Origin of the sequence: Psychrobacter immobilis, from assembly GCF_003148585.1 — a bacterium.
Taxonomy (GTDB): Bacteria; Pseudomonadota; Gammaproteobacteria; order Pseudomonadales; family Moraxellaceae; genus Psychrobacter; species Psychrobacter immobilis.
Window position 1 is genome coordinate 168,909 of record NZ_QGGM01000003.1, and the last position, 21,338, is coordinate 190,246.

Annotated in this window: 14 protein-coding genes and 2 tRNA genes; 13 read left to right on the forward strand and 3 right to left on the reverse strand. The window is 43.9% G+C overall.

Annotated features, from left to right (window positions below; translation table 11 throughout):
* Window positions 1-94: 94 nt before the first annotated feature.
* Complete coding sequence (locus C8D84_RS04110; RefSeq protein WP_109590275.1) at window positions 95-808, reverse strand: CoA transferase subunit A; 714 nt, start codon at window positions 806-808, stop codon at window positions 95-97.
* 347 nt (window positions 809-1,155) lie between these two features.
* On the opposite strand from C8D84_RS04110, the gene C8D84_RS04115 reads away from it, so the two are divergent.
* From C8D84_RS04115 to C8D84_RS04140, 6 genes are all read left to right on the forward strand, one after another.
* Entirely contained in the window at window positions 1,156-2,571 is a 1,416-nt protein-coding gene (locus C8D84_RS04115; RefSeq protein WP_109590277.1) for a GntP family permease, read from the forward strand.
* 398 nt (window positions 2,572-2,969) lie between these two features.
* On the forward strand, window positions 2,970-5,081 hold the full coding sequence (metG, locus tag C8D84_RS04120) for a methionine--tRNA ligase (RefSeq protein WP_170108266.1): 2,112 nt from the start codon (window positions 2,970-2,972) through the stop codon (window positions 5,079-5,081).
* Between the two features lie 313 nt (window positions 5,082-5,394).
* Window positions 5,395-6,447, forward strand: a complete 1,053-nt coding sequence (locus C8D84_RS04125; protein WP_109590279.1) for an ABC transporter substrate-binding protein — start codon at window positions 5,395-5,397, stop codon at window positions 6,445-6,447.
* A 147-nt stretch (window positions 6,448-6,594) separates the two neighbouring features.
* On the forward strand, window positions 6,595-7,635 hold the full coding sequence (locus C8D84_RS04130; RefSeq protein ID WP_109590281.1) for an ABC transporter substrate-binding protein: 1,041 nt from the start codon (window positions 6,595-6,597) through the stop codon (window positions 7,633-7,635).
* A 430-nt stretch (window positions 7,636-8,065) separates the two neighbouring features.
* Window positions 8,066-8,965, forward strand: a complete 900-nt coding sequence (locus tag C8D84_RS04135; protein WP_045446789.1) for an ABC transporter permease — start codon at window positions 8,066-8,068, stop codon at window positions 8,963-8,965.
* Window positions 8,966-8,996: 31 nt separating this feature from the next.
* The gene (locus C8D84_RS04140) at window positions 8,997-9,791 is read left to right on the forward strand and encodes an ABC transporter ATP-binding protein (protein WP_109590283.1); all 795 of its coding nucleotides are present in this window, start codon (window positions 8,997-8,999) and stop codon (window positions 9,789-9,791) included.
* A gap of 100 nt (window positions 9,792-9,891) precedes the next feature.
* On the opposite strand, the gene C8D84_RS04145 is transcribed toward C8D84_RS04140, so the two are convergent.
* The gene (locus tag C8D84_RS04145; protein WP_170108267.1) at window positions 9,892-10,569 is read right to left on the reverse strand and encodes a response regulator transcription factor; all 678 of its coding nucleotides are present in this window, start codon (window positions 10,567-10,569) and stop codon (window positions 9,892-9,894) included.
* Between the two features lie 36 nt (window positions 10,570-10,605).
* Complete coding sequence (locus C8D84_RS04150; protein ID WP_109590287.1) at window positions 10,606-12,711, reverse strand: PhnD/SsuA/transferrin family substrate-binding protein; 2,106 nt, start codon at window positions 12,709-12,711, stop codon at window positions 10,606-10,608.
* A 254-nt stretch (window positions 12,712-12,965) separates the two neighbouring features.
* Here C8D84_RS04150 and C8D84_RS04155 point away from each other — a divergent pair, with 254 nt between their 5' ends.
* From C8D84_RS04155 to C8D84_RS04185, 7 genes are all read left to right on the forward strand, one after another.
* On the forward strand, window positions 12,966-14,342 hold the full coding sequence (locus C8D84_RS04155) for a cytochrome c (protein ID WP_109590289.1): 1,377 nt from the start codon (window positions 12,966-12,968) through the stop codon (window positions 14,340-14,342).
* Window positions 14,342-15,310: a c-type cytochrome gene (locus C8D84_RS04160; RefSeq protein ID WP_109590291.1), complete on the forward strand. Its 969-nt coding sequence runs from the start codon at window positions 14,342-14,344 to the stop codon at window positions 15,308-15,310. The genes C8D84_RS04155 and C8D84_RS04160 overlap by 1 nt, the downstream gene beginning before the upstream one ends.
* Window positions 15,311-15,542: 232 nt before the next feature.
* The gene (locus tag C8D84_RS04165) at window positions 15,543-17,915 is read left to right on the forward strand and encodes an FdhF/YdeP family oxidoreductase (protein ID WP_109590293.1); all 2,373 of its coding nucleotides are present in this window, start codon (window positions 15,543-15,545) and stop codon (window positions 17,913-17,915) included.
* Between the two features lie 85 nt (window positions 17,916-18,000).
* The gene (locus C8D84_RS04170; protein ID WP_109590295.1) at window positions 18,001-19,098 is read left to right on the forward strand and encodes a formate dehydrogenase accessory sulfurtransferase FdhD; all 1,098 of its coding nucleotides are present in this window, start codon (window positions 18,001-18,003) and stop codon (window positions 19,096-19,098) included.
* Between the two features lie 399 nt (window positions 19,099-19,497).
* Window positions 19,498-19,571: transfer RNA gene (locus C8D84_RS04175), tRNA-Cys, on the forward strand.
* A gap of 123 nt (window positions 19,572-19,694) precedes the next feature.
* Window positions 19,695-19,781, forward strand: a tRNA-Leu gene (locus C8D84_RS04180).
* A gap of 162 nt (window positions 19,782-19,943) precedes the next feature.
* Complete coding sequence (locus C8D84_RS04185; RefSeq protein ID WP_109590297.1) at window positions 19,944-21,299, forward strand: tyrosine-type recombinase/integrase; 1,356 nt, start codon at window positions 19,944-19,946, stop codon at window positions 21,297-21,299.
* The last annotated feature ends 39 nt before the right edge of the window (window positions 21,300-21,338 follow it).

Consider the following 21,338-nt stretch of genomic DNA (forward strand, 5'->3'; position numbering starts at 1 on the left):
CACTCGTTTTCCTTGCCACTCAAATTTTTAGGAATAGTATTACTATACTCTATTATTAATTTAACACTTCTAAAAAACTCTATAAAGCCTTTAACTAAGCGCCTTCAACGGCCTTAGTCGTGGTTTTTTCAATACGCTTTTCAGGATTGCTATTCAAGACGATACGCTGCACAAAGATACCCGGCAGATGCACGTCATCAGGATCAAACGTACCTGTCTCTACGATTTCTTCGACTTCAACAATGGTGATTTTTCCTGCCATAGCGCAATCTGGATTAAAGTTACGCGCCGTTTTATTGAATATTAAATTACCTGCTTTATCCGCTTTTTGCGCTTTGATTAATGACACATCAGCGCGTAATGAGTGCTCAAGTATATAAGTACGACCGTCAAAATCACGGGTTTCTTTGCCTTCAGCGACCAGTGTGCCAACGCCAGTGGCGGTGTAAAAAGCAGGAATGCCAGCGCCGCCCGAACGTAGTTTTTCCGCTAAAGTACCTTGCGGCGTCAGCTCAACTTCTAACTCGCCTGCCAAGTATTGACGCTCAAATTCTTTATTTTCACCGACATAGGATGAAATCATTTTTTTAATCTGGCGCGTTTGCAATAGCAATCCTAAGCCAAAATCATCGACCCCAGCGTTATTACTGATGCAAGTTAACCCTTTAACACCACTATCACGCAATGCGGCGATTAACGCTTCCGGAATACCGCACAGACCAAAACCACCGATAGCGAGGGTTTGTCCATCGCTGACGATGCTTTTTAGCGCTTCTTCGGCACTGCTATATACTTTTGATTGACTCATGCTTATCTCCTTGCAAGTCTATTTTTTGTTATTAACTTCTATCATCAATGATTATGAGTGGGTGACATCACTCAATATTCCCATATTTATATTAATACAATTTCTATCGATATATCATAATTAAAAATCTTGTGCTAACTTACCATATTATTCTCGTAGCGAGAAGAGAATAACCATAGGAATATACAAGCCAGCGCAGTAGCGGTATATATGATGGGTCAATATCTTATTAAGACAGGATTTATGTTTAATAAAATATCAAATATTGCCTATTTTAAGTAATTTTATTGACCAATATCACTATGCTCTGCATACTCGCTGATTGAACTTTGCCAAGGAGGGCGAGCATGTTTAGTACCTTTGCTATTGTCATTACTTTATTATTATTGATGTTTTTTGCTTATCGCGGTTATTCCGTGCTGATATTAGCACCGATTATGGCGACATTAGCCGTACTATTATCAGGTGATTTTTTAAGCACGATTCCTGCCTATACCGATGTGTTTATGGGCGCATTGAGTGGATTTTTACTTAAGTTTTTCCCTATCTTCTTATTGGGTGCACTATTTGGGCGTTTAATGGCAGACTCTGGTGCGGCGACTGCGATTGCCAAAACTGTGGTCGAAAAGCTTGGTGCCAGCAAAGCCATCTTAGCGGTTATCTTAGTTTGTGCCATTTTAACCTATGGTGGCGTCTCTTTATTTGTCGTGGCATTTGCTATTTACCCCATCGCCAAAGACTTGTTTAAAGCCGCTGATATTCCTAAGCGCTTGATTCCGGCAGCGATTGCCTTAGGTTCATTCACCTTTACGATGACGGCATTGCCAGGTACGCCTGCCATTCAAAACGCCATTCCGATTCCTTACTATAATACCAACGTTTTTGCCGCGCCTATCTTGGGTATTATCGGCGGTACTATCATGTTTATTTGTGGTTGGTTATGGCTACAATCACGCGCCAGAAAAGCCAATGCAGCAGGCGAAGGCTATGGTCAGCATGACGAAGAGGATGTGGGCGGCGTTGGCGCAGCCAAAAAAGACACTGAGGTATTAAATACGCATCACACCTCATTTACTATTGCTATGATTCCACTGGTGTTGGTCATTGGCTTAAATGCTCTATTAACTTACGCTGTCTTTCCATCAGTGGATTTTAGCGGCTTACAAGCTCAGTTTCCTGATCTAAATATCGCAGGCTCACTGGGTTTATGGTCAATTATCATCTCGTTAGTCGTGGCTTGTGCGGTGTTAATTTTGTTACGTATCGGTCATTGGAATAATCTGCAAAAAACCATCAACCGTGGTACTTATGATTCGATGTTGCCTATTTTTAATACCGCCTCAGAAGTTGGTTACGGCGCGGTTATCGCCTCGTTAGCAGGCTTCCTTATCATTCGTGATAGTATCTTAAATCTAACGCCTGACAATCCTTTAATCTCAGAAGCGGTGGCGATGACCACGCTGGCTGGTATTACTGGCTCGTCATCTGGAGGTTTAAGCATTGCCCTCTCTACGTTGGGTGAAGACTATTTAAGAATGGCGGTCGCAGCGGGTATTGACCCAGAGCTCATGCACCGTGTTGCTGTGATGGCAGCGGGTGGTTTGGATACGTTACCGCATAGTGGCGCGGTCATCACCTTACTTGCGATTTGTGGTTTGACCCATAAGCAGTCTTATCTAAACGTCGCCATGGTAACGATGGTGATTCCACTTATTGCTGTGGTCGCCGTTATCATTTTAGGGACGATATTTGGCTCGTTCTAATGTCCTGAAATGAGGCATTTATTAAACCTTAAAGATAATTAAATTTAACGATTATTGCTTGATACCGAAGAGCCCACTAAGCGATTGCTTGGTGGGTTTTTTATGGACGCTTTCTCATTACTACCTCTAAATACAACCGACTATTTATCTCTCATAATTGATTGACACTCTATATACCGTATAGAGTTAATCGCTTTATTAACGACTATATTAATTACTCAGGTAATGTCACAAATTTGGCCGAATTACGGTATCATAGGCACACTTTTTTAAATTTTTATTTGCTTAATACGTTTTAGCATTGATAGTTTGATATTAATAGTATCGCGTCTAATAGCTCAAAACCGCTGAAGACGTTTGATAACCAACCCGTTTATATAAAAATATAGGTGATAAAAGTGCGTGAGATTCTAGTAACCAGTGCGCTGCCCTACGCCAATGGCTATATCCATTTGGGGCATCTTGTAGAATATATTCAGACCGACATTTGGGCACGTGCCATGAAAGCGCAAGGCCATCAGGTCACTTATGTCTGCGCAGACGATGCACACGGTACGGCAATCATGCTCAAAGCAGAAGCCAATGGCGTCACGCCAGAGGAACAAATTGCCTCGGTGAAAGCGTCGCATGAAGCAGATTTTGCTAAATTTTTGATTAACTTTGACAATTATCACAGCACCCACTCAGAAGAAAACAAGCATTTTTCTGAGCTGATTTATCGTCGTTTAAATGATGCTGGGCATATTAGTACCAAAGATGTCGAACAATTATTTGACCCTGAAAAACAGCTATTTTTAGCCGATCGTTTTGTCAAGGGTACTTGCCCTGAATGCGCAGCGGCAGACCAATACGGCGATAACTGTGAAGTCTGCGGTACGACTTATGATGCAACGGATCTTAAAGACCCGCATTCAACGCTATCAGATGCCACGCCTATTCTAAAAACGTCCAAGCATTACTTCTTTAATTTGCCTGAATTTGAGCAATTCTTGAAAGATTGGACGCGTAGTGACAATCGCTTGCAAACATCGGTCGCCAATAAACTACAAGAATGGTTTGAAGCAGGTCTGGCAACGTGGGACATTTCCCGTGATGCGCCCTACTTTGGTTTTCAGATTCCAGATACCCCAAGCGATGAGCCAGACAAATATTTTTATGTTTGGCTAGATGCGCCAGTCGGTTACATGGCGAGCTTCAAAAACCTATGCGATAAGCGCGCAGGTACAGACGAGGCGCTTGATTTCGACCGTTATTGGATGCAAGAAAACGAGCATAAAACCGAGGTGTATCACTTCATCGGTAAAGACATCGTTTATTTCCATGCGCTATTTTGGCCTGCTATGCTTGCTGGTAGTGAGTTCCGTACACCAACGGGTGTTTTTGCTCATGGCTTCTTGATGGTCAATGGCGAAAAAATGAGTAAGTCACGCGGTACTTTTATTAAAGCCGAAACGTATGCTGATCACTTACATCCTGAATACCTGCGTTATTATTTTGCTAGTAAACTGTCTGATAAAGTCGAGGATATCAACCTTGATTTAGAAGACTTTATGCAAAAGGTTAACTCTGATCTAGTTGGTAAAGTGGTCAATATCGCCAGTCGCAGCGCTGGATTCTTGGTCAAAAAGTACGATGGCATGCTCACAGAGGTCTGCGCTGAGCCAAGTTTATTAGAAGACATTACCAAAACGGGCGATGAGATTGCTGCCGCTTACGAGAACCGTGAGTTTTCTCGCGCCATGCGTTTGATTATGCAATGTGCTGATAAAGCCAATGAATATATCGATGAGAAAAAACCATGGGCGCTTGCTAAGGTCGAAGGCGCAGAGCAAGAAGTTCAAGATGTTTGCTCGGTCGCGATTAATATCTTCCGTCAATTAATGGTTTATCTTGCACCAGTATTGCCTGAGCTAACCGCCAATGCCAAAGAGTTTTTGAACATTGACGACTTAAGCTTTGCCAGCCGTAATGAGTGGCTATTGGGTCATAAAATCAATAAGTTCAAGCCTTTGATGCAGCGTATCGAAGAAAAAGACGTTGCCGCGATGGTTGAGGCGTCAAAAGAGTCTTTGGCTCAAGCTGCTGCTCCAGTGGCTAGCAAAGCCGTTGCTAAAAAAGATAATAAGCCAGCAAAAGAAGCTGGTACTGATATAGATGCTGAGACAAATACTGAGCAAACTGACTATATCGGTATCGAAGACTTTGCCAAAGTTGAGATGAAAGTCGCTCACGTTTTAGCCTGCAATCATGTCGAAGGCGCAGATAAGCTTTTACAATTTACCTTGGACGTTGGCGAAGACAAACCGCGCAATGTGTTTAGCGGCATTCGTAAGTTCTATGAGCCTGAGCAATTGCTAGATAAAAAGGTCATTTGCGTGACCAATCTTGCTCCGCGTAAGATGAAGTTTGGTGTCTCAGAAGGGATGGTGCTATCAACTGGCAATCCCAAAACCCAGCTGACGGTGGTTACTTTACCTGACAACTGCGTGATTGGCGATGTGCTTGCTTAATAGTTAGGCTTACTCAACAAACAAAAAAGATGTCCAACTGGGCATCTTTTTTATTGTCCCAAAACTATCGCTGGTCAATCGCCAAAATCAGTGCTTATATAGAAGATAATATCGATACACATTGACTCAGCACGTTCTTTATAGAGGTAATGACAAACGCGTTTTAATTTCTTATTGCCATAAGTTACATTACTGTCATAATATGGACGTAATGATCAATGGATTGATTACTTTGATGTTAGCCCGTTATCTCAGCATGCACATAACATTGACTCGGGTAACCTGCACTCTCTAACCTATGAGCCCCAATAAAATGACCTTTGCTACTACTTTACGCTTCAGCCTATTCGGTGCTGCTATGAGCGCCGCGCTTGGATTAATTGGCTGCTCAAACACGACCGACACTGCTGCAACGACAGATACAAGTGCCGCCGCAGATTCTGATAAGCCTGCCAAGACATTAGCCATCACTCAAATCGTCGAACATCCTTCATTAGATGCGATGCGCCGCGGCATTATTGATGAGTTGGCAGATAATGGCTATGTTGAAGGCCAAAATCTAACCATTAATTTTCAAAGTGCTCAGGGCAATACAGCGACAGCAGGTCAGATTGCTAAGCAGTTTGCAGGAGACAATCCAGATGCCATCGTGGCAATCTCGACGCCATCAGCTCAGTCTATCGTTGCGTCAACTAAGACGGTTCCAGTTATTTATACGGCTATCTCAGACCCTGTCGCGGCAAAGCTCATTAACGAGAACAATACGCCTATCCAATCTAATGTGACAGGACTGTCTAGTGAGCTACCTATCGAGCCGCAACTAGACAATATTCAAAAAATTGCGCCCAATGCAAAAACCATTGGCTATGTTTATAGTCCAGGTGAAGTCAATTCGGTGGTGGTACTCAATCAACTGAAAAAAGCTGCGCCTGCGCGTGGGCTTAAGATATTAGACGTCACCGCCAATCGCCCGACGGATGTGGCCATGGCGACTCGTAGCCTTGCTGGTCGTGTTGATGTGATTTATACCTCACTAGATAACAACGTTGTATCCGCCTTTGAAGCGATGGCAGGTGCTGCCAACGAGCTTGATATTCCTGTCATTGCCTCAGACGAATTCAGTGTGCGACGTGGTGCGACTGCGGCGCTTGGTGTCAATGATTATGACTTTGGTCGTACCACAGGCAAAATGGTGTATCGTGTGTTAAATGGCGAAGCAGTTAGTAGCGTTAAGCCTGAAGTGATGAATACCTTAACCTTATATGCAAGCCCGAAACATGCGGCTGAGCAAGGCGTCAGCCTGACTGATGAGCTGCTAAAAAATGCCATTAATGTCGACAAACAAGCGCAGAGTTCGGATAAATAATATGGATAAATAGTTTTGACAAGTAGCACTGAAAAATAACATTTAGCCTTCTATATTGATGGCTCGCTTTACCCTTTACCCATCTATACCTTTTATCTATAAATTAAATAATGTACGGACACATTATTATTTTCAGGAGTGAGACCCATGTTGTATCAAAATCGTTTTGGTCATTTTAACTTTAGTAAAGCACTATTATTAGGTGGCGTTTGTACGGCCATCTTAACTGGCTGTAATCAATCAGCACAAGATACCAGCACCACTGATACAGCTGCGACTGGCGATGCAGCCACGGCTATGAAGACTGTCGCAATCACAGCTATCGTCGAACATCCAGCGCTTGATGACGTCCGTAAGGGCGTTATCGACGAGCTTAATGAAGCAGGCTTTAAGGATGGTGAAAACTTAACGGTTAATTTCCAAAGCGCACAGGGTAACACTGCTACTGCTGGACAGATTGCTAAGCAATTCGTCGCAGACAATTCAGACGTTATCGTTGCGATTGGTACTCCATCAGCGCAGTCAGTAGCTGCTGCTACTAGCAGTATTCCTTTAGTATTCTCAGCAGTCACTGACCCAGTTGCCGCCAAACTAGTGACCAAACTAGATGGCTCTGGCACCAATGTCACTGGCGGCTCTGATGCCCTGCCTTATGAGCCACAAATTGAGCTGATGCGTCAAATCATTCCTAGCCTGAAAAATGTCGGCTATGTTTATAGCCCAGGCGAAGTCAACTCAACGATTATCTTGAAAAACTTAAAAGAAAAACTGACACCACTAGGTATCAATGTACTCGAGGCGCCTGCCCAGCGTAGTACTGATATTGCGATGGCAGCACGTAGCCTCGAAGGTAAGGTCGATATGATCTATACCTCAACCGATAATAACGTCGTATCGGCTTACGAATCACTATATCAAGTCGCTAAAGAGAGCAAAATCCCACTGATTGCGTCTGACACTAGCTCAGTTGAGCGTGGTGCCGTTGCTGCATTGGGCGTGAATTACTACGAGCTTGGTCGCGAAACAGGCAAAATCGTGGTACGTATTTTAAATGGTGAAAAAGCAGGTGCTATTCCTGTCTACACCCCGCAAATGTTGGATCTATACGTTAGTCCAAAGCATGCCAAAGAAGAAGGCATTACTTTGTCACAAGCGGTTATCGATAAAGCAAAAGAAGTGGTAGAATAACGCACTTTTATAGCTAGCTCATTACAGCTATCATAAGGTAGATATCGAGTTTGATGGATTTGGTGTCAGCCGTCATCTACCTTTATGCGATGAGGCTAAATGTTTAACATCAGAAACCCAGCTATGAATCAGTAGGCTGGGCTTCTTATTTAAACCACATTGATTAAATATAAAGTATTTGCGTCATTTCTAAATTTGCCCTTTTTTTAATCAAAGCTTTGAACCTAGGTAGCTTATGATAGCTGTTGATCGTGACATGTTTTGGTTTACCCTAACCGCAGATTGTTTAATCTGTTAAATTCACCGCTTAGTCGTTTAGCTAAAATTGACGTATAGATGAGACAGCGCTGATCTATCTCACGCACTCATTCTATGAATCGATATTAGAACGTTAGTTGCTAAACGCTTGGTTATGACTTACTGATCTCTTATGTCTTTAATTGCTTTTTTTGGTGCACTTGAAAGCGGTCTGATTTATGGCCTAGTAGCACTTGGTGTGCTGATCTCATTTCGCACCCTCGACTTCCCCGACTTGACCGCTGACGGTAGTTTTCCACTAGGTGGCGCTGTCGCTGGTATTTCTATCATCGCTGGTGTCAACCCATGGCTTGCCTGTGCTTTTGGTATGTTGGCAGGTTCCGTCGCTGGTATTGTTACGGCATGGCTACACGTCAAGCTTGGCATCCTGCAACTACTTGCCAGTATCTTGGTGATGGTCGCACTATATTCTATCAATTTACGGATTATGGGTGCGCCGAACTTGCCATTATTGGGTGAAACCACGGTCTTTAGCACCTTGGTCACTGATGGCAACGGTTATTGGATGCGCTGTCTAATTATTGGTGTCGTGGTGATAGCTGCCATGTTATTTTTAAACTGGTTTTATAGTACTGAAACGGGTCTTTCGATGCGGGCGACGGGCTCCAACCTCCGCATGGCACAGGCGCAAGGCATTAACACCTCATGGATGACCATCATTGGTATGGCGATTTCTAACGGTTTGATTGCTCTAGCAGGTGCATTGTTTGTGCAGACGCAAGGTGGCGCAGATATCTCGATTGGTATTGGTACCATTGTCATTGGTTTGGCAGCGGTCATCATTGGTGAAACCATCATTCCTGCCAAGCGTATTTGGCTGATTACCTTTGCCGTGGTTGTCGGTGCGGTGCTGTACAAGCTATTTATTCAGGTGGCGCTATCGAGCGATACGCTCCGTAGTATTGGTTTTGGCCCGCAAGATTTAAACTTGATTACAGCGCTACTCGTCGTATTTGCCTTGGTTTTGCCAAAAGCTAAAAATAAATTTTTAAGTCGTAAAGTTCGGGCTTAATGTCAATGTGCAACCATAAGGAATAATTATTATGATGCAAGCTACAAATTTGCGGTTGACCTTTAATCCTGGAACGCCCATTGAAAACCCTGCCCTACGCGGTATCAATCTCAACATCGCTGATGGTGAATTTGTCACCGTCATCGGTACCAATGGCGCGGGTAAATCAACTTTTTTAAATGCGGTCAGTGGTACCACGCGCGTCGATAGCGGTTCAATCTTATTAAATGGTATCGATGTCACCAAAAAGACCGCGCACCAACGCGCCCATTGGGTGGCACGTGTGTTTCAAGACCCGATGGCGGGGACTTGTGAGGCGCTAACCATTGAAGAAAATATGGCGCTGGCTTATAAGCGCGGCGGCAAACGTGGTTTGAGCTTTGCACTCAACCAAAATAACCGTGATTTATTTCGCGAAAAATTATCAGTATTAAAATTGGGGCTAGAAAATCGTTTGACCGACCGTATGGGTCTGTTATCCGGTGGTCAACGTCAAGCTGTTAGCCTATTGATGGCTTCACTGCAACCTTCCAAAATTTTATTGCTTGATGAGCACACTGCTGCCCTCGACCCTAAGACTGCTGCTTTCGTTTTAGAATTGACCGATAAGATTGTGACGGACAATCAGCTCACGACCATGATGGTCACGCACTCAATGCAGCAGGCATTGGCACATGGCACCAGAACAGTGATGTTACATCAAGGCCAAGTGGTACTAGATGTGGCTGGCGATAAACGTCAAGGCATGACTGTACATGACTTACTTGATATGTTTGAGCAAACTCGCGGCGAAAAAGTCGAAGATGATAGCTTGATATTGAGTTAAATAACTTAGCAAAATTCTTCAACTCTTGAAAAAATAGAACGTCTGTTTAATAGCAGGCGTTTTTTTATGACTGCTTTAATTGGTACGACTGTCTTAATTTTTAAGCATCAAGCAATACTAACTTTTGAATCAACTCACTGACATGTTGTGACTGCATTTTTTTCATCACTTGTGAACGATGCACCTCTACCGTACGGACGGAAACGTCTAAATGATCAGCGATATTTTTATTCAGATTACCTTCTAACAATTCATTGGCAACCTGCTTTTCTTTATCGGTCAGCTGCGCATAGAGCTTTTTAATATCATAAAGCGTGGCGCGTTTTAGAGTGAGGTCTTGCGCACATGCAAGCGCTTCTTGTAGCCGGCGGCTATTAATCGGTTTTTCTAGATAATCAGCCGCACCTTGCTTCATCATATTGACAGCATCAGCAATCTCGCCATTTCCCGTTAGCGCTATCAATGCCATAGGGCTGTCCTGTTGACTAAGATGCACTTGTAGCGCTTGACCACTCATCTCTGGCATCATCAAATCACTCACAATCACTGCTGGGCGATAGATATTGACTTGCTGCAAAAAAGTCAACGCACTTGCCCACACTTGGGTCGATAGCCCTAAGCTGCTAATCAAAAAATCACAGGACATGCGCACACTTTCTTCGTCATCAATGATATGAATAATAAGCGATTCTGGCGTAATGCCTGATAAATCGTCAGACAGATGACTGTTTTCATCTTGCCAGCACGTAGGCTCATTTGAGAGTTGATTAGACGTCATATGTGACCTTATGGCTAAATACATTATTGATATTCATTAGAGTTTTTCGTCGTTATTCGCTAAAGATAATGGCAGATAAAAAGATATTTGTGCGCCCACCATGTTTGACAGCTGATAGTTAGCATTGGTTTGTAGCAGCTGGATTTTACCATTTAAGCTACGTTTAAAGCGGTGCTGCTCGCTGCTCATTACTTGGTAAACTTGCTCAATTTCATGCTTGGTATCAATATTATTTAGCTGCATCATACCGCCCAATGACTTGCATAAGCGCTGACATATCATCAGTCCTAATCCTAGACCGTCTGCTTTCGTTGATTGAGTAGCATACTGACTGGGTAGGTTCTCTGGTAGGTGCTGTGCTTTAAGCTGGGCTTGATCAAAGCCGCCAGCATCATCGCTTAGATGCAATACCAGCCATTGCTTGCCATCGTGTTCCTCTGCCTGACACCGTAGCATGATATTGGTCGCCCCTTGCTGCACAGCATTGGTCATGCTATTTATCAGTAACTGATCTAATAGTAAATTTGGCAAGGTTAAATGCTGGTAATCACTTGCCAGCCAAAAATTGACACCTACTGCTTGCTCACCCAATAATAAGATGCACTGTTGATAGATAGCTGCGATATCGACACGAGTTTCATTCGCTTGCGACCGTCCAGCCCAACGGCGGATATTAGTCACCACAGCAGCGACGCGTTCTGTTTCGTTGACAATTTGCTGTAGAGCATTCTCTGTTGCCGCATTATCAAGTGGCGCTATGTCGATAGCATTTTTAGACAAACTTGCGTGTTGACTGCGTATCAACAACCCTTGCGCATAATTTTGAATGGTTGCCAGTGGCTGATTGATTTCATGAGCGATAGCACCGCTCATCTCACCGATGACCGCAAAGCGCTCTGATTGGTGTAACTGCTGATCATAATCACGGATTAGCCTATTTTGCCGCACTATCTTTTTTTGCCGCCGCCATGCTAGCCAGCTCATCCAAGCATAATTTACTGTCGATATCAGGATAACCAAAATAATCACAGCCATCCACAATCGATGCGCCTTTATCCAGTCGATCATATGCGCGCTCAGCTGCTTTTGGGCGGGATGGCGATTCATCTCATAAAGAATGCGCTCAGCATCGCTACTCGATTCTGCTGGTAACCAGCGCTGCTCTAATTGACTCTTGCCAAATAAATTTTGATTGATCTGGCGCACCAAAGCATCTGGCGCTTGCTCGGTCGCTGCCAATGTCCAATTTGGGTATATTTTCGTTGAAGAGTGGCAGCTGGATACAGTGTCGACTGGATGAATGAGACGGTATTGCTTGTCATTGATTTGACCGCGCCTTGCCATCTCCTCCATCAGACAAAGCGGCGTAATGGCAGCGTCTACCTTGCCACTAGCCAAGGCATGCAAAGTGCGCTCTATCGGATAACCGACAAACTGTGTTTGGTAGTGATTTGGCATAATGCCATTTTGCTGTAATAAATGTGCGCCCAATAAATAACCGCCAAATGCGTCAGTGTCGACGGCAGCAATATGACGTTGCTCCAAATCCTGCAAACGATAAATATCACTGTCGGCAGCGACCCATAAAGCACTGGCGACCTCTTCCATCGCACTCGGCTGTTTTAATGGCGTATATTCATTTAGTTTATTAAATTCATTGGCGAGGGTGACTGTCGTCGATAGCTGATTTTGCGATTGTTGCCCATTAACACCCTCAGCATCAAATCCTTGATTGCTAAAAATTTTATCACGAGGACTTTTATCACGAGCGTTTTGCGCATTGCTATTTAATTGAGCCGTCTCTGTTTGTAAGGTAGCCAGCCAGCGCCACCTGATGGTATTCATTTTTATAAACTGTACTTGCGGGCCAAGCACTAGCGCAAACTGCTGTGCCTCTATTTGCTGTTGCCAATTCTCCAGCGCCAAAGGTACCAATATCACGGTGTCATCTGACAACTGATCATTAAGCTCGTCAAGCCATGGCTGCCAGCGATTTTGCGCGGCTGTCTCGCCCTGAGGTGCCAGCACACCCAAATAGTAAGTCTGTGCGGTTGCCTTAGATAGCGGTAACCAAGCAGCCGAGGCTACAACGATAATAAAACAAGTCTTTAAAGCAGCCCAAATTTTAGACTTTTTATGCATACACCTAGCCTTATATTTGACCTACTAAACGTACATTATAAGTAAAAACCTTAATTATAATGTGGTTTTCCACAATATCACAATATTACCCGCTACCCTATACTATATGACAGTTGTGTAACTTTTAATTCGCTGAGCTTAAATCACAAATATTCGATTTCAATTTTGATTTCAATAAGAATGATTAATACACCTCATGAAATATGGGTGATGAATTATAAGCTTAGTAAAAATATCTTATGGAGGGCGGGCTTATGAAAAAATGGCCACTGATTATAATAATAGCAGCCATCATCGGGCTGGTGGTTGCCTTTATTATTGGGCAATTACTGCCAAATATGCGCACCAGCAGTAACGATATCGAGGTCAATATCACTGATCCTGCTCTCATCAAGCAGGGCGAATATATCGCGCGCACTGCTGACTGTGTCGCGTGTCATACCACGCTCGATGGCGAGACTTATGCAGGCGGTTTGCCTATGCTAACGCCACTTGGGGCAATTTATTCGACCAATATCACACCCGATCAAGAAACTGGCATCGGTAACTATAGTTTCGACGACTTTAAAAACGCCGTTAAGCATGGGGTACGCAGTGATAATAAAGCCTTGTACCCTGCTATGCCGTACCCCTCTTACCAACTCATGCCAGACGAAGACTTAGCCGCGATGTACGCTTTCTTTATGTCCGATGTCAAAGCCGTCAAGCAAGCCAATCTAAAAAGCGAGCTACCTCCGATAGCAAACTGGCGCTGGCCCTTGGCATACTGGCAGGTCTTATTTGATCGCAAGCGTGACTTTGTCCCTGAGACAGACGATGCCCTATTGACTCGTGGTCAATACTTAGTCGAAGGTCCTGGGCACTGTGGCTCTTGTCATACTGGACGCGGTATCGGCTTTCAAGAAATCGCTCTAAGTAATGCAGATTCTAACAAGTATTTGAGCGGTGCCATCATCGATGGTTGGCGTGCTAAAAGTATCCGCGGTGAGCATCGCGGACTTGGTACTTGGACGGTCGCAGAATTAAATGACTTCTTCAAAACTGGTCGTACTGATACCACTGCTGCCTTTGGTGCCATGGCCGAAGTGGTTGAGCATAGCACCCAGTATATGACCGACTACGACATCAATGCCATGTCATCCTATCTAAAAACGTTAACGCCAGCACCAAACAAAGAAGCCACACTGCCTGCGAAAAAAGACCTCACTACGCAAAAATTACTAGATGGTGATTATGATTCGCGCGGTTCGATTTTGTACGCCGAATATTGCCAAATTTGTCACCGTGTCGATGGTAAAGGAGTCGCGCGTATTTTCCCAGCGCTTGATGGCAATAGTGCGGTTTATTCTAACAATGCCGATTCGGTCTTACAGATTACCTTGAGCGGTGGTCGTATGCCTGAAACCCCACATGACCGTATGGCATTTACCATGCCTGAATTTAGCAATCTTAGCGATGCAGATGTGGCAGAAGTGGTCAATTATGTCCGTAATAGCTGGACCAACCAAGCACCTGAAATCGATGTCGATGATGTGGTAAAAATGCGGGCTTTCCTCGCCAAAAAACCAAAAACCAGTACGGATATTGCCCCAGACCTAAGTATTGATGCGCAAACAAAAGGAGCAAAATAATGAAAAAATCTCCACTCAACTTGCCTCCCATAGGTAGCGTTGTCTCTCAAAAAATCAATATAAGCAACTTAACCACTGCTATCCTTACTGCTTCAGCGTTTAGTATCGCCGCTATCAGTAGTGGTTGCTCGCAGCCCGAGCCTATCGAGCAGAATGCGCCTGAGTACGGCTTAGTCACTGCTGATGATGCCAACGAAGATATCGGTACTTATGTGCTGCCGCAAGATACGGCTATCTTAGATGAGCCAAATGCTGATGAGATATTTTATGGTAAACGCTTATTAAACGAGACCAAGCGCTTACTGCCAGAGCATGTGGGCGCGCAGATGAACTGTAACAGTTGCCATATCTCACAAGGTAAAATTCCACTGGGTGATCCGTACATCAATAGTTATAACTTCTATCCGCGCGTGATGCCACGATCTGGTAAGGAAGTTGATTTAACCAAACGTATTAATGGCTGCTTCCAGCGCTCAATGAATGGCAAACCGTTGAAACCTGAATCCCCTGAAATGCTGGCAATGTTGGCTTATATGAAGTGGCTATCGCAAAACACCCCAAAAGAGCAAAAAGTCGATATCCAAAATGCAGGTAAAGTGGATGAATCACTAATCCCAGATCCTGTCCGCGGCGAACAAATTTATAAAGCTCAATGTGCAACTTGTCATGGTGATAATGGCGAAGGCATCAAAGACAGTCGCGGTGATATCGTATTCCCGCCACTATGGGGCGATGAATCCTTTAACATCGGTGCTGGTATGGCACGTACTTACAAGGCAGCGGCCTTTGTAAAATACAACATGCCGATGGGTATTCAGACCAAAGGCTTATGGGGTCACGGAAATGTGCTGAGCGATCAAGATGCCGTCGATGTGGCGCACTTCTTTACTCATCAGCCGCGCCCTGACTTTGCTGGTAAGGTCAATGATTGGCCAAATGGTAAAAAACCTAAAGACGCGCGTTACTGATATCTTAAGAAGACGGTATTTATAAAGACTTTACTTAATAGGACTTCACTTAGCAGACATCATTCTATGCTCGCTTGTGAGTGAGCATAGACACGATAAACCTTTAAGAAAATGCATTTTTCTTAAAGGTTTTTTTGTTATCTATAGTTAATGCTTCTACAAACTTCTCGCTCGTCACTATATAGTTGCTGTATATCAAAGTCCGCTACCGCCATTTACTATGAGGTCTGTCATGCGCAAAATTCCTGTCTACTCCCACCCTGCTGCCGGTTGGCCTGCGCTGATTTCCTCTACTCGTAAGCTGATGGATTATCAGACTTTTTTACGGGGTAGCGTAAGTGTGCTAAAAAGCAACCAACCCAAAGGCGGATTCGACTGTCCGGGCTGCGCTTGGCCAGATCATAAGTCACATAAAGCCATTGATGTCTGTGAAAACGGCATCAAAGTCATCGCCAGTGAGACCATGACTAAAAAAGCCGATGCGCAGTTTTTTGCGCGACATAGCGTCACCGAACTACAAGGCTGGTCGGGCTATGAGCTTGAGCATAGTGGTCGTTTATCAGAGCCTGTATATTATGATGCCGCGCAAGACCGCTACTTACCAATCTCTTGGGAAGCCGCTTATACATGTATCGCTGAGCAATTAGGACAGCTTGATTCGCCAAATGAGGCGCTATTTTATACCTCAGGCCGTGTGACCAACGAGCCCGCCTTTATGTATCAGCTGTTTGTGCGCTGTTTTGGCACCAATAATTTACCAGATTGCTCCAATATGTGTCACGAACCAACGTCGGTAATGCTCGGTAGACAGTTGGGTATTGGCAAAGCGACCGTGAAACTGGAAGACTTTGAGCAAGCCAAACTGATATTGATGTTTGGACAAAATCCTGCGACCAATCATCCACGCATGCTTGAAATGCTTGCTCATGCTCACGAGCAAGGCTGTCGAATCCTCTCAATCAACCCTATGCGCGAACAAGGCTTACGTAAATTTAGAAATCCGCAAAAGCCCACGCATATGGCGGCAGGTCAAAGTGATGAGATGGTTGATGAGGTCATTCAAATTCAGATCGGCGGCGATGCAGCACTCTTAACTGGTATCGCTAAGTGGCTGACTAAAAATAATAAAATCGATCAGAGCTTTATCGATGAGCATACCTCAGGATATGAGGCACTCGACGCGTGGCTTCGCCAACAATCATGGCCGGATGTGGAACGCGGGTCTGGTATCAGTAAAGAGGAAATCATTAATATAGCAAAACTGGTAGCGGCGAGTCCTGCGACCATTTGCACCTGGGGGATGGGCATCACTCAGCACGTCCAAGGCGATGACAATGTAGCGATGATTACCAACCTATTATTATTAATGGGGATGATTGGTATTGATGGCGCAGGCGCGTCTCCCGTTCGTGGTCACTCTAACGTACAGGGCGACCGCACCATGGGCATCCATGAGCGCCCTGCACAAAAGCTACTCGACAGCCTTGAGCGTGTGTTTGAACGTCCGATGCCACAAGAAAATGGCTTTGATGTGGTCTCTGGTGCGAAAGCGTTGATTGCCGGTAAGCTAAAAGTCTTTATGAGTATGGGCGGTAATTATGCCGTGGCAGCACCTGATACCAGTGCAATTCAACACGCTTTAACCACCACTCAGCTCAATATTTTTGTCGGTACTAAACTTAATGAAACTATGCTGTATCCGGGTGCGAACAATCTTATTCTGCCTTGCTTAGGTCGTACCGAACGTATTATTACTGCCAAAGGTGAGCAATTTGCCACTACCGAAGATTCCATGTGTCAGATTGTACCCACTCGAGGCAACCTGAAACCCGTCAGCGATACGTTGAAGTCTGAAGCACAAATTGTGGCAGATATCGCCACTCATGTGCTTGGTGCTGATTCGTCCATTCCTTGGCAAGCAATGAGTGAAGACTTTGACATCGTTCGTGATTATATCGCCCAAGCGATTGACGGCTTTGAAGACTTTAATCAGCGTATTCGCGAAACCGAGCGTGGCTTTCATTTGTACCATTCTGCGCGTCATCGTGTGTGGAATACTGACAGTGGCAAAGCGCAATTTGAAGTACCTCAATACCCTATCACCTACGTCGCAGCACAAATGGCAGAGACCTCCTTAGCCTTTCACCATGACAAAAAACCCAATGATAATACTAATAATGCGCCAAACAATGAACAAAAAATTTGGCAATTGACCAGTGTCCGTAGCCATGACCAATTTAATACCATGATTTTCGGATTTGAAGATCGCTATCGCCAAACCAATCGCCGTGATGTGTTGTTTATGCACCCAGATGAAATAACTCGTTTGGGTTGGCAAGCAGGTGACCGAGTAATGGTATCCCGCCATGCCAGCTCAAATGATTCAAATAACACAGACGGTACCGTTCAGCCACGCACGCTAGGGCCGTTAGTATTGACTGAGATGGATATCGCCGCCAACGCGGTCGCAACTTATTATCCTGAATGTAATGATTTATTTGATTTAGACACGCATGCACCAGACTCTCACATACCAGCGTATAAATCGACGACCGTTGTTTTGCAACGCGTTGAGGCAAATGCTGTTACGACCGATCATGCATAGTCAGCAACGGGCGAATCACTGAATGATGCATATATTTAAAGGAGATGATAACTTTGGCAATGACCATACGATATAACGAGGTATTATGATTGCTCAAAGTGATACTGAAACTGACGCAAAATATAGCGATAATTTTTCGGTAAATACCCTAACAGATAAAACATCAGAAACTCTAAAGTCATCTGCAACGCCGCTTGCACGTAATCATTGGGCGCAAAAGCATCATTATCCGACAGATAAGTATAACTCTAACAACATTATTGAGACCCGTGTTGCTAAGACCAATATTGCACAGACCCCTATGCAGCAAATCAGTATCGATTGCCAATCAGCGAGCTTAGCAGTGGAAGCTGCGGTTGCTATCGTTATCAATGGTATTCACTATGCGGTATTGATGGCAAGCCCTCATCAGCTAGAGTATTTAGCCGTCGGCTTTTTGTTTAGCGAAGGCTTAATTCAACATAGCCATGAGCTGCTTGATTGGGAAGTTACCCAACTGAATGATATCGAAAATTATCAACAATTCACGCAAGACTCATTTATAAAGAAACGATTTATAAGAGATGCTACGGATGAAAGTTTAGAATCTGCAGCATTTGAACAAAGCTTATCGTCACTGCAAGATTATGACATTTATGTGGTGGAGCTAGTACTAAACCAGCGTTGCCATCAGCGTATCCAAGCGCAAAAACGTCAGCTAGCAGGGCGTACAGGTTGTGGTATGTGCGGCATCACAGGGCTAACACAAGCACTGCCTGACTTGAGCATCTATCGTCAAAACAGACAAAAGGCAGATACACCAAGTCTTGACTGTCTATTAGCAATACGCCAGCAGGTCGATGCCATGCAGCATACTCACCAATTGACTGGTGCCGTACACGCCGCTGCGACGATGTATAATCAGCAGCTATACCTATTCGAAGATGTAGGACGCCATAATGCGCTTGATAAGCTGATCGGTTGGCAACTGCGCAATAAAATAGAGATTAGCTGCGTCCTTATGACCTCGCGCCTATCGATTGAACTGATACAAAAATCGATTCGTGGGCGCATCCCTTGGCTAGTCGGTATGTCTGCACCTACCAGTACCGCAGTGCGTGTCGCTGAGCGTTATGGCTTAGGATTAGCGGGTTTTTTGCGTGATAACAGAGTCACTTACTATTCAAATTATTCAAACCTATAAAGTTTTATGCTCGACTCTCTCATGAAGCACACTCATTCATAAACTCTCATTTGCAGCGCTCTAATGACAGACATATAACCCTGATTTTTCGATAATAAACGGTCTCCTTTTTATCTCAATCGAAGCTTTTCTAAAATACTATCTATTCCCTATCTCGTTTTATCAAACACACAACGAAATAATCAAGATATTATTTCGTACATTATATTCGATGGTTATGATGTTTTTTGACGAACCATCTCTGACTTTTAAGCTTGATAATGGCTTAATTTGACCTCTTCATACTTTGAATAGCCATTAATTTATGGTCAAATAAGGAGAATTGAGTAGATAATTCGCATTTAGCTAAAAAATAACTTGTAATTTAAATTATATTTGCTAATATAGGCGTCCTTGATTGGCTGGGTGGCAGAGTGGTCATGCAGCGGACTGCAACTCCGTTAACGCCGGTTCGATTCCGACCTCAGCCTCCAATTATTTAGGTTAAAATTTTATTCATATTATATTAATTTTAGCTTGCTTTATTAATATAAATGCTTATAATAGCGACCACTATCTAACAAGTAGAAAGCTTACTTTTAGATAATACAAGTTTTGCCCGGGTGGTGAAATTGGTAGACACAAGGGATTTAAAATCCCTCGCTAGTAATAGCGTGCCGGTTCAAGTCCGGCTCCGGGTACCATTACATAGTCCTATACTACCTTATAGAACAGCTAAAGCCCCTGATATCAGGGGCTTTGTTGTATCTGGCGTTCCATACTGTCCTATGAATCTATCCTAATCCATGCATCTGATGTACACTACTATGTACACTGGTCTTTAAATGTACATTGGGGTATCAGTCATGGAAGCACGCAAACCTATCAGCTCTGATCGCAGTATTAGCAGTCATAAAGCTACTGACAAAGAATATCTAGTCTCTGTCAAAAACTACCCCATGCTGTATCTCATGGTCAGACCTAACGGCACTAAGTCTTGGGTTTATCGCTACCTGTCTCCTACTCATTCAAAAAATAAACGTATATCGCTTGGCGTATATCCAAACGTCTCATTCGCTCGTGCCTGTGAGATCTGGCGTGACTATGAAGAGCTACTCAGTCGTAATATTGATCCTAAAAACCACCGTGAAGAATTAAAGAACAGTATTATTAGTAAAACTAAAAAATTATTTAATCATTTTGCTTGGGAGTACTTTGATACTTTAGAGCAGACTCAAAAAGGTAGTACGTTAATCCGTAAGAAAGGTCGCTTGGAGCTAATATGCTCATACATTGGTAATGAACCTATCAGTGAAATAGACTCACCTAGAATGCTTGAGGTGCTATTAGACATCCAAGCTAACTCATTAAATAAAGCTGGCAAACCTACAGATAAGGCGGAGCGCTGTGCAGGTATCGCTAGCGACGTATTTGTCTATGCTGGTGCTCGCGGCTTCTGTAGTAGCAATCCTGCGGCGCTCATCAAAAGTCAGCTCGCTAAGTCAAGCTATGGTCATCGTCCTGCGATCACTAAGCCTAAAAAACTAGCTAAGCTGCTACGTGATATCGAGACTATAGAAGGTGACTTAAATACTATCAATTCCCTTAGGCTATTAGCGCTTCTCTTTGTTCGCAATGGTGATCTAAGGCGTATGCGCTGGGCTGACTTAGATCTAGAGGCTGGTAGGTGGCGGCTAAAGCCTTTAAAAGGCCAAGGCAAGGTAAACATGGTCAAGGACATGGTCGTGCCCCTACCTCGTCAAGCAGTAGCTATTTTGCGTGAGCAGCAGCAAATCAATGGTCATACTAAATTCGTCTTCTACAGTGAGACGGCAAAAAAGCATCAGATCATCTCTGATGCGACAGCGAATAAGCGTTTAAAAGATTTGGGTTATAAAGACATTCACTGCGCTCATGGTTTTAGAGCTACAGCGAAGACCATATTGCAAGAGCAATTAAAGTATCCTCTCGTGATTGTTGAGATGGCTTTGGGTCATACAACCAAAGATCCTAATGGAACGGCATATGGTCGATTTGAGTACATTGATGATCGTAGTGATATGATGCAGAAGTGGGCTGACTATTTAGATGCTTTGCGAGAAGGCAGAGATACAGGAGAGTTTAGAGCGGATGCGCAAAACAAATCTGATTCTACTGCTCAGCTGCAAGCATTGATTGATCAGCTTGGTGAGGATAAAGTACGTGAGCTATTAAACCAATGATTTTGAAAAAGATATGACAAAGTTAGGCATGAATATACT

Coding starts and splice junctions, on each gene's coding strand:
- C8D84_RS04130 (WP_109590281.1), top strand. CDS start 6,595: ATGTTGTATCAAAATCGTTTTGGTCATTTTAACTTTAGTAAAGCACTA.
- C8D84_RS04135 (WP_045446789.1), top strand. CDS start 8,066: ATGTCTTTAATTGCTTTTTTTGGTGCACTTGAAAGCGGTCTGATTTAT.
- C8D84_RS04125 (WP_109590279.1), top strand. CDS start 5,395: ATGACCTTTGCTACTACTTTACGCTTCAGCCTATTCGGTGCTGCTATG.
- C8D84_RS04140 (WP_109590283.1), top strand. CDS start 8,997: ATGATGCAAGCTACAAATTTGCGGTTGACCTTTAATCCTGGAACGCCC.
- C8D84_RS04185 (WP_109590297.1), top strand. CDS start 19,944: ATGGAAGCACGCAAACCTATCAGCTCTGATCGCAGTATTAGCAGTCAT.
- C8D84_RS04110 (WP_109590275.1), bottom strand. CDS start 808: ATGAGTCAATCAAAAGTATATAGCAGTGCCGAAGAAGCGCTAAAAAGC.
- C8D84_RS04115 (WP_109590277.1), top strand. CDS start 1,156: ATGTTTAGTACCTTTGCTATTGTCATTACTTTATTATTATTGATGTTT.
- C8D84_RS04150 (WP_109590287.1), bottom strand. CDS start 12,711: ATGCATAAAAAGTCTAAAATTTGGGCTGCTTTAAAGACTTGTTTTATT.
- C8D84_RS04155 (WP_109590289.1), top strand. CDS start 12,966: ATGAAAAAATGGCCACTGATTATAATAATAGCAGCCATCATCGGGCTG.
- C8D84_RS04165 (WP_109590293.1), top strand. CDS start 15,543: ATGCGCAAAATTCCTGTCTACTCCCACCCTGCTGCCGGTTGGCCTGCG.
- C8D84_RS04145 (WP_170108267.1), bottom strand. CDS start 10,569: ATGACGTCTAATCAACTCTCAAATGAGCCTACGTGCTGGCAAGATGAA.
- C8D84_RS04160 (WP_109590291.1), top strand. CDS start 14,342: ATGAAAAAATCTCCACTCAACTTGCCTCCCATAGGTAGCGTTGTCTCT.
- C8D84_RS04170 (WP_109590295.1), top strand. CDS start 18,001: ATGATTGCTCAAAGTGATACTGAAACTGACGCAAAATATAGCGATAAT.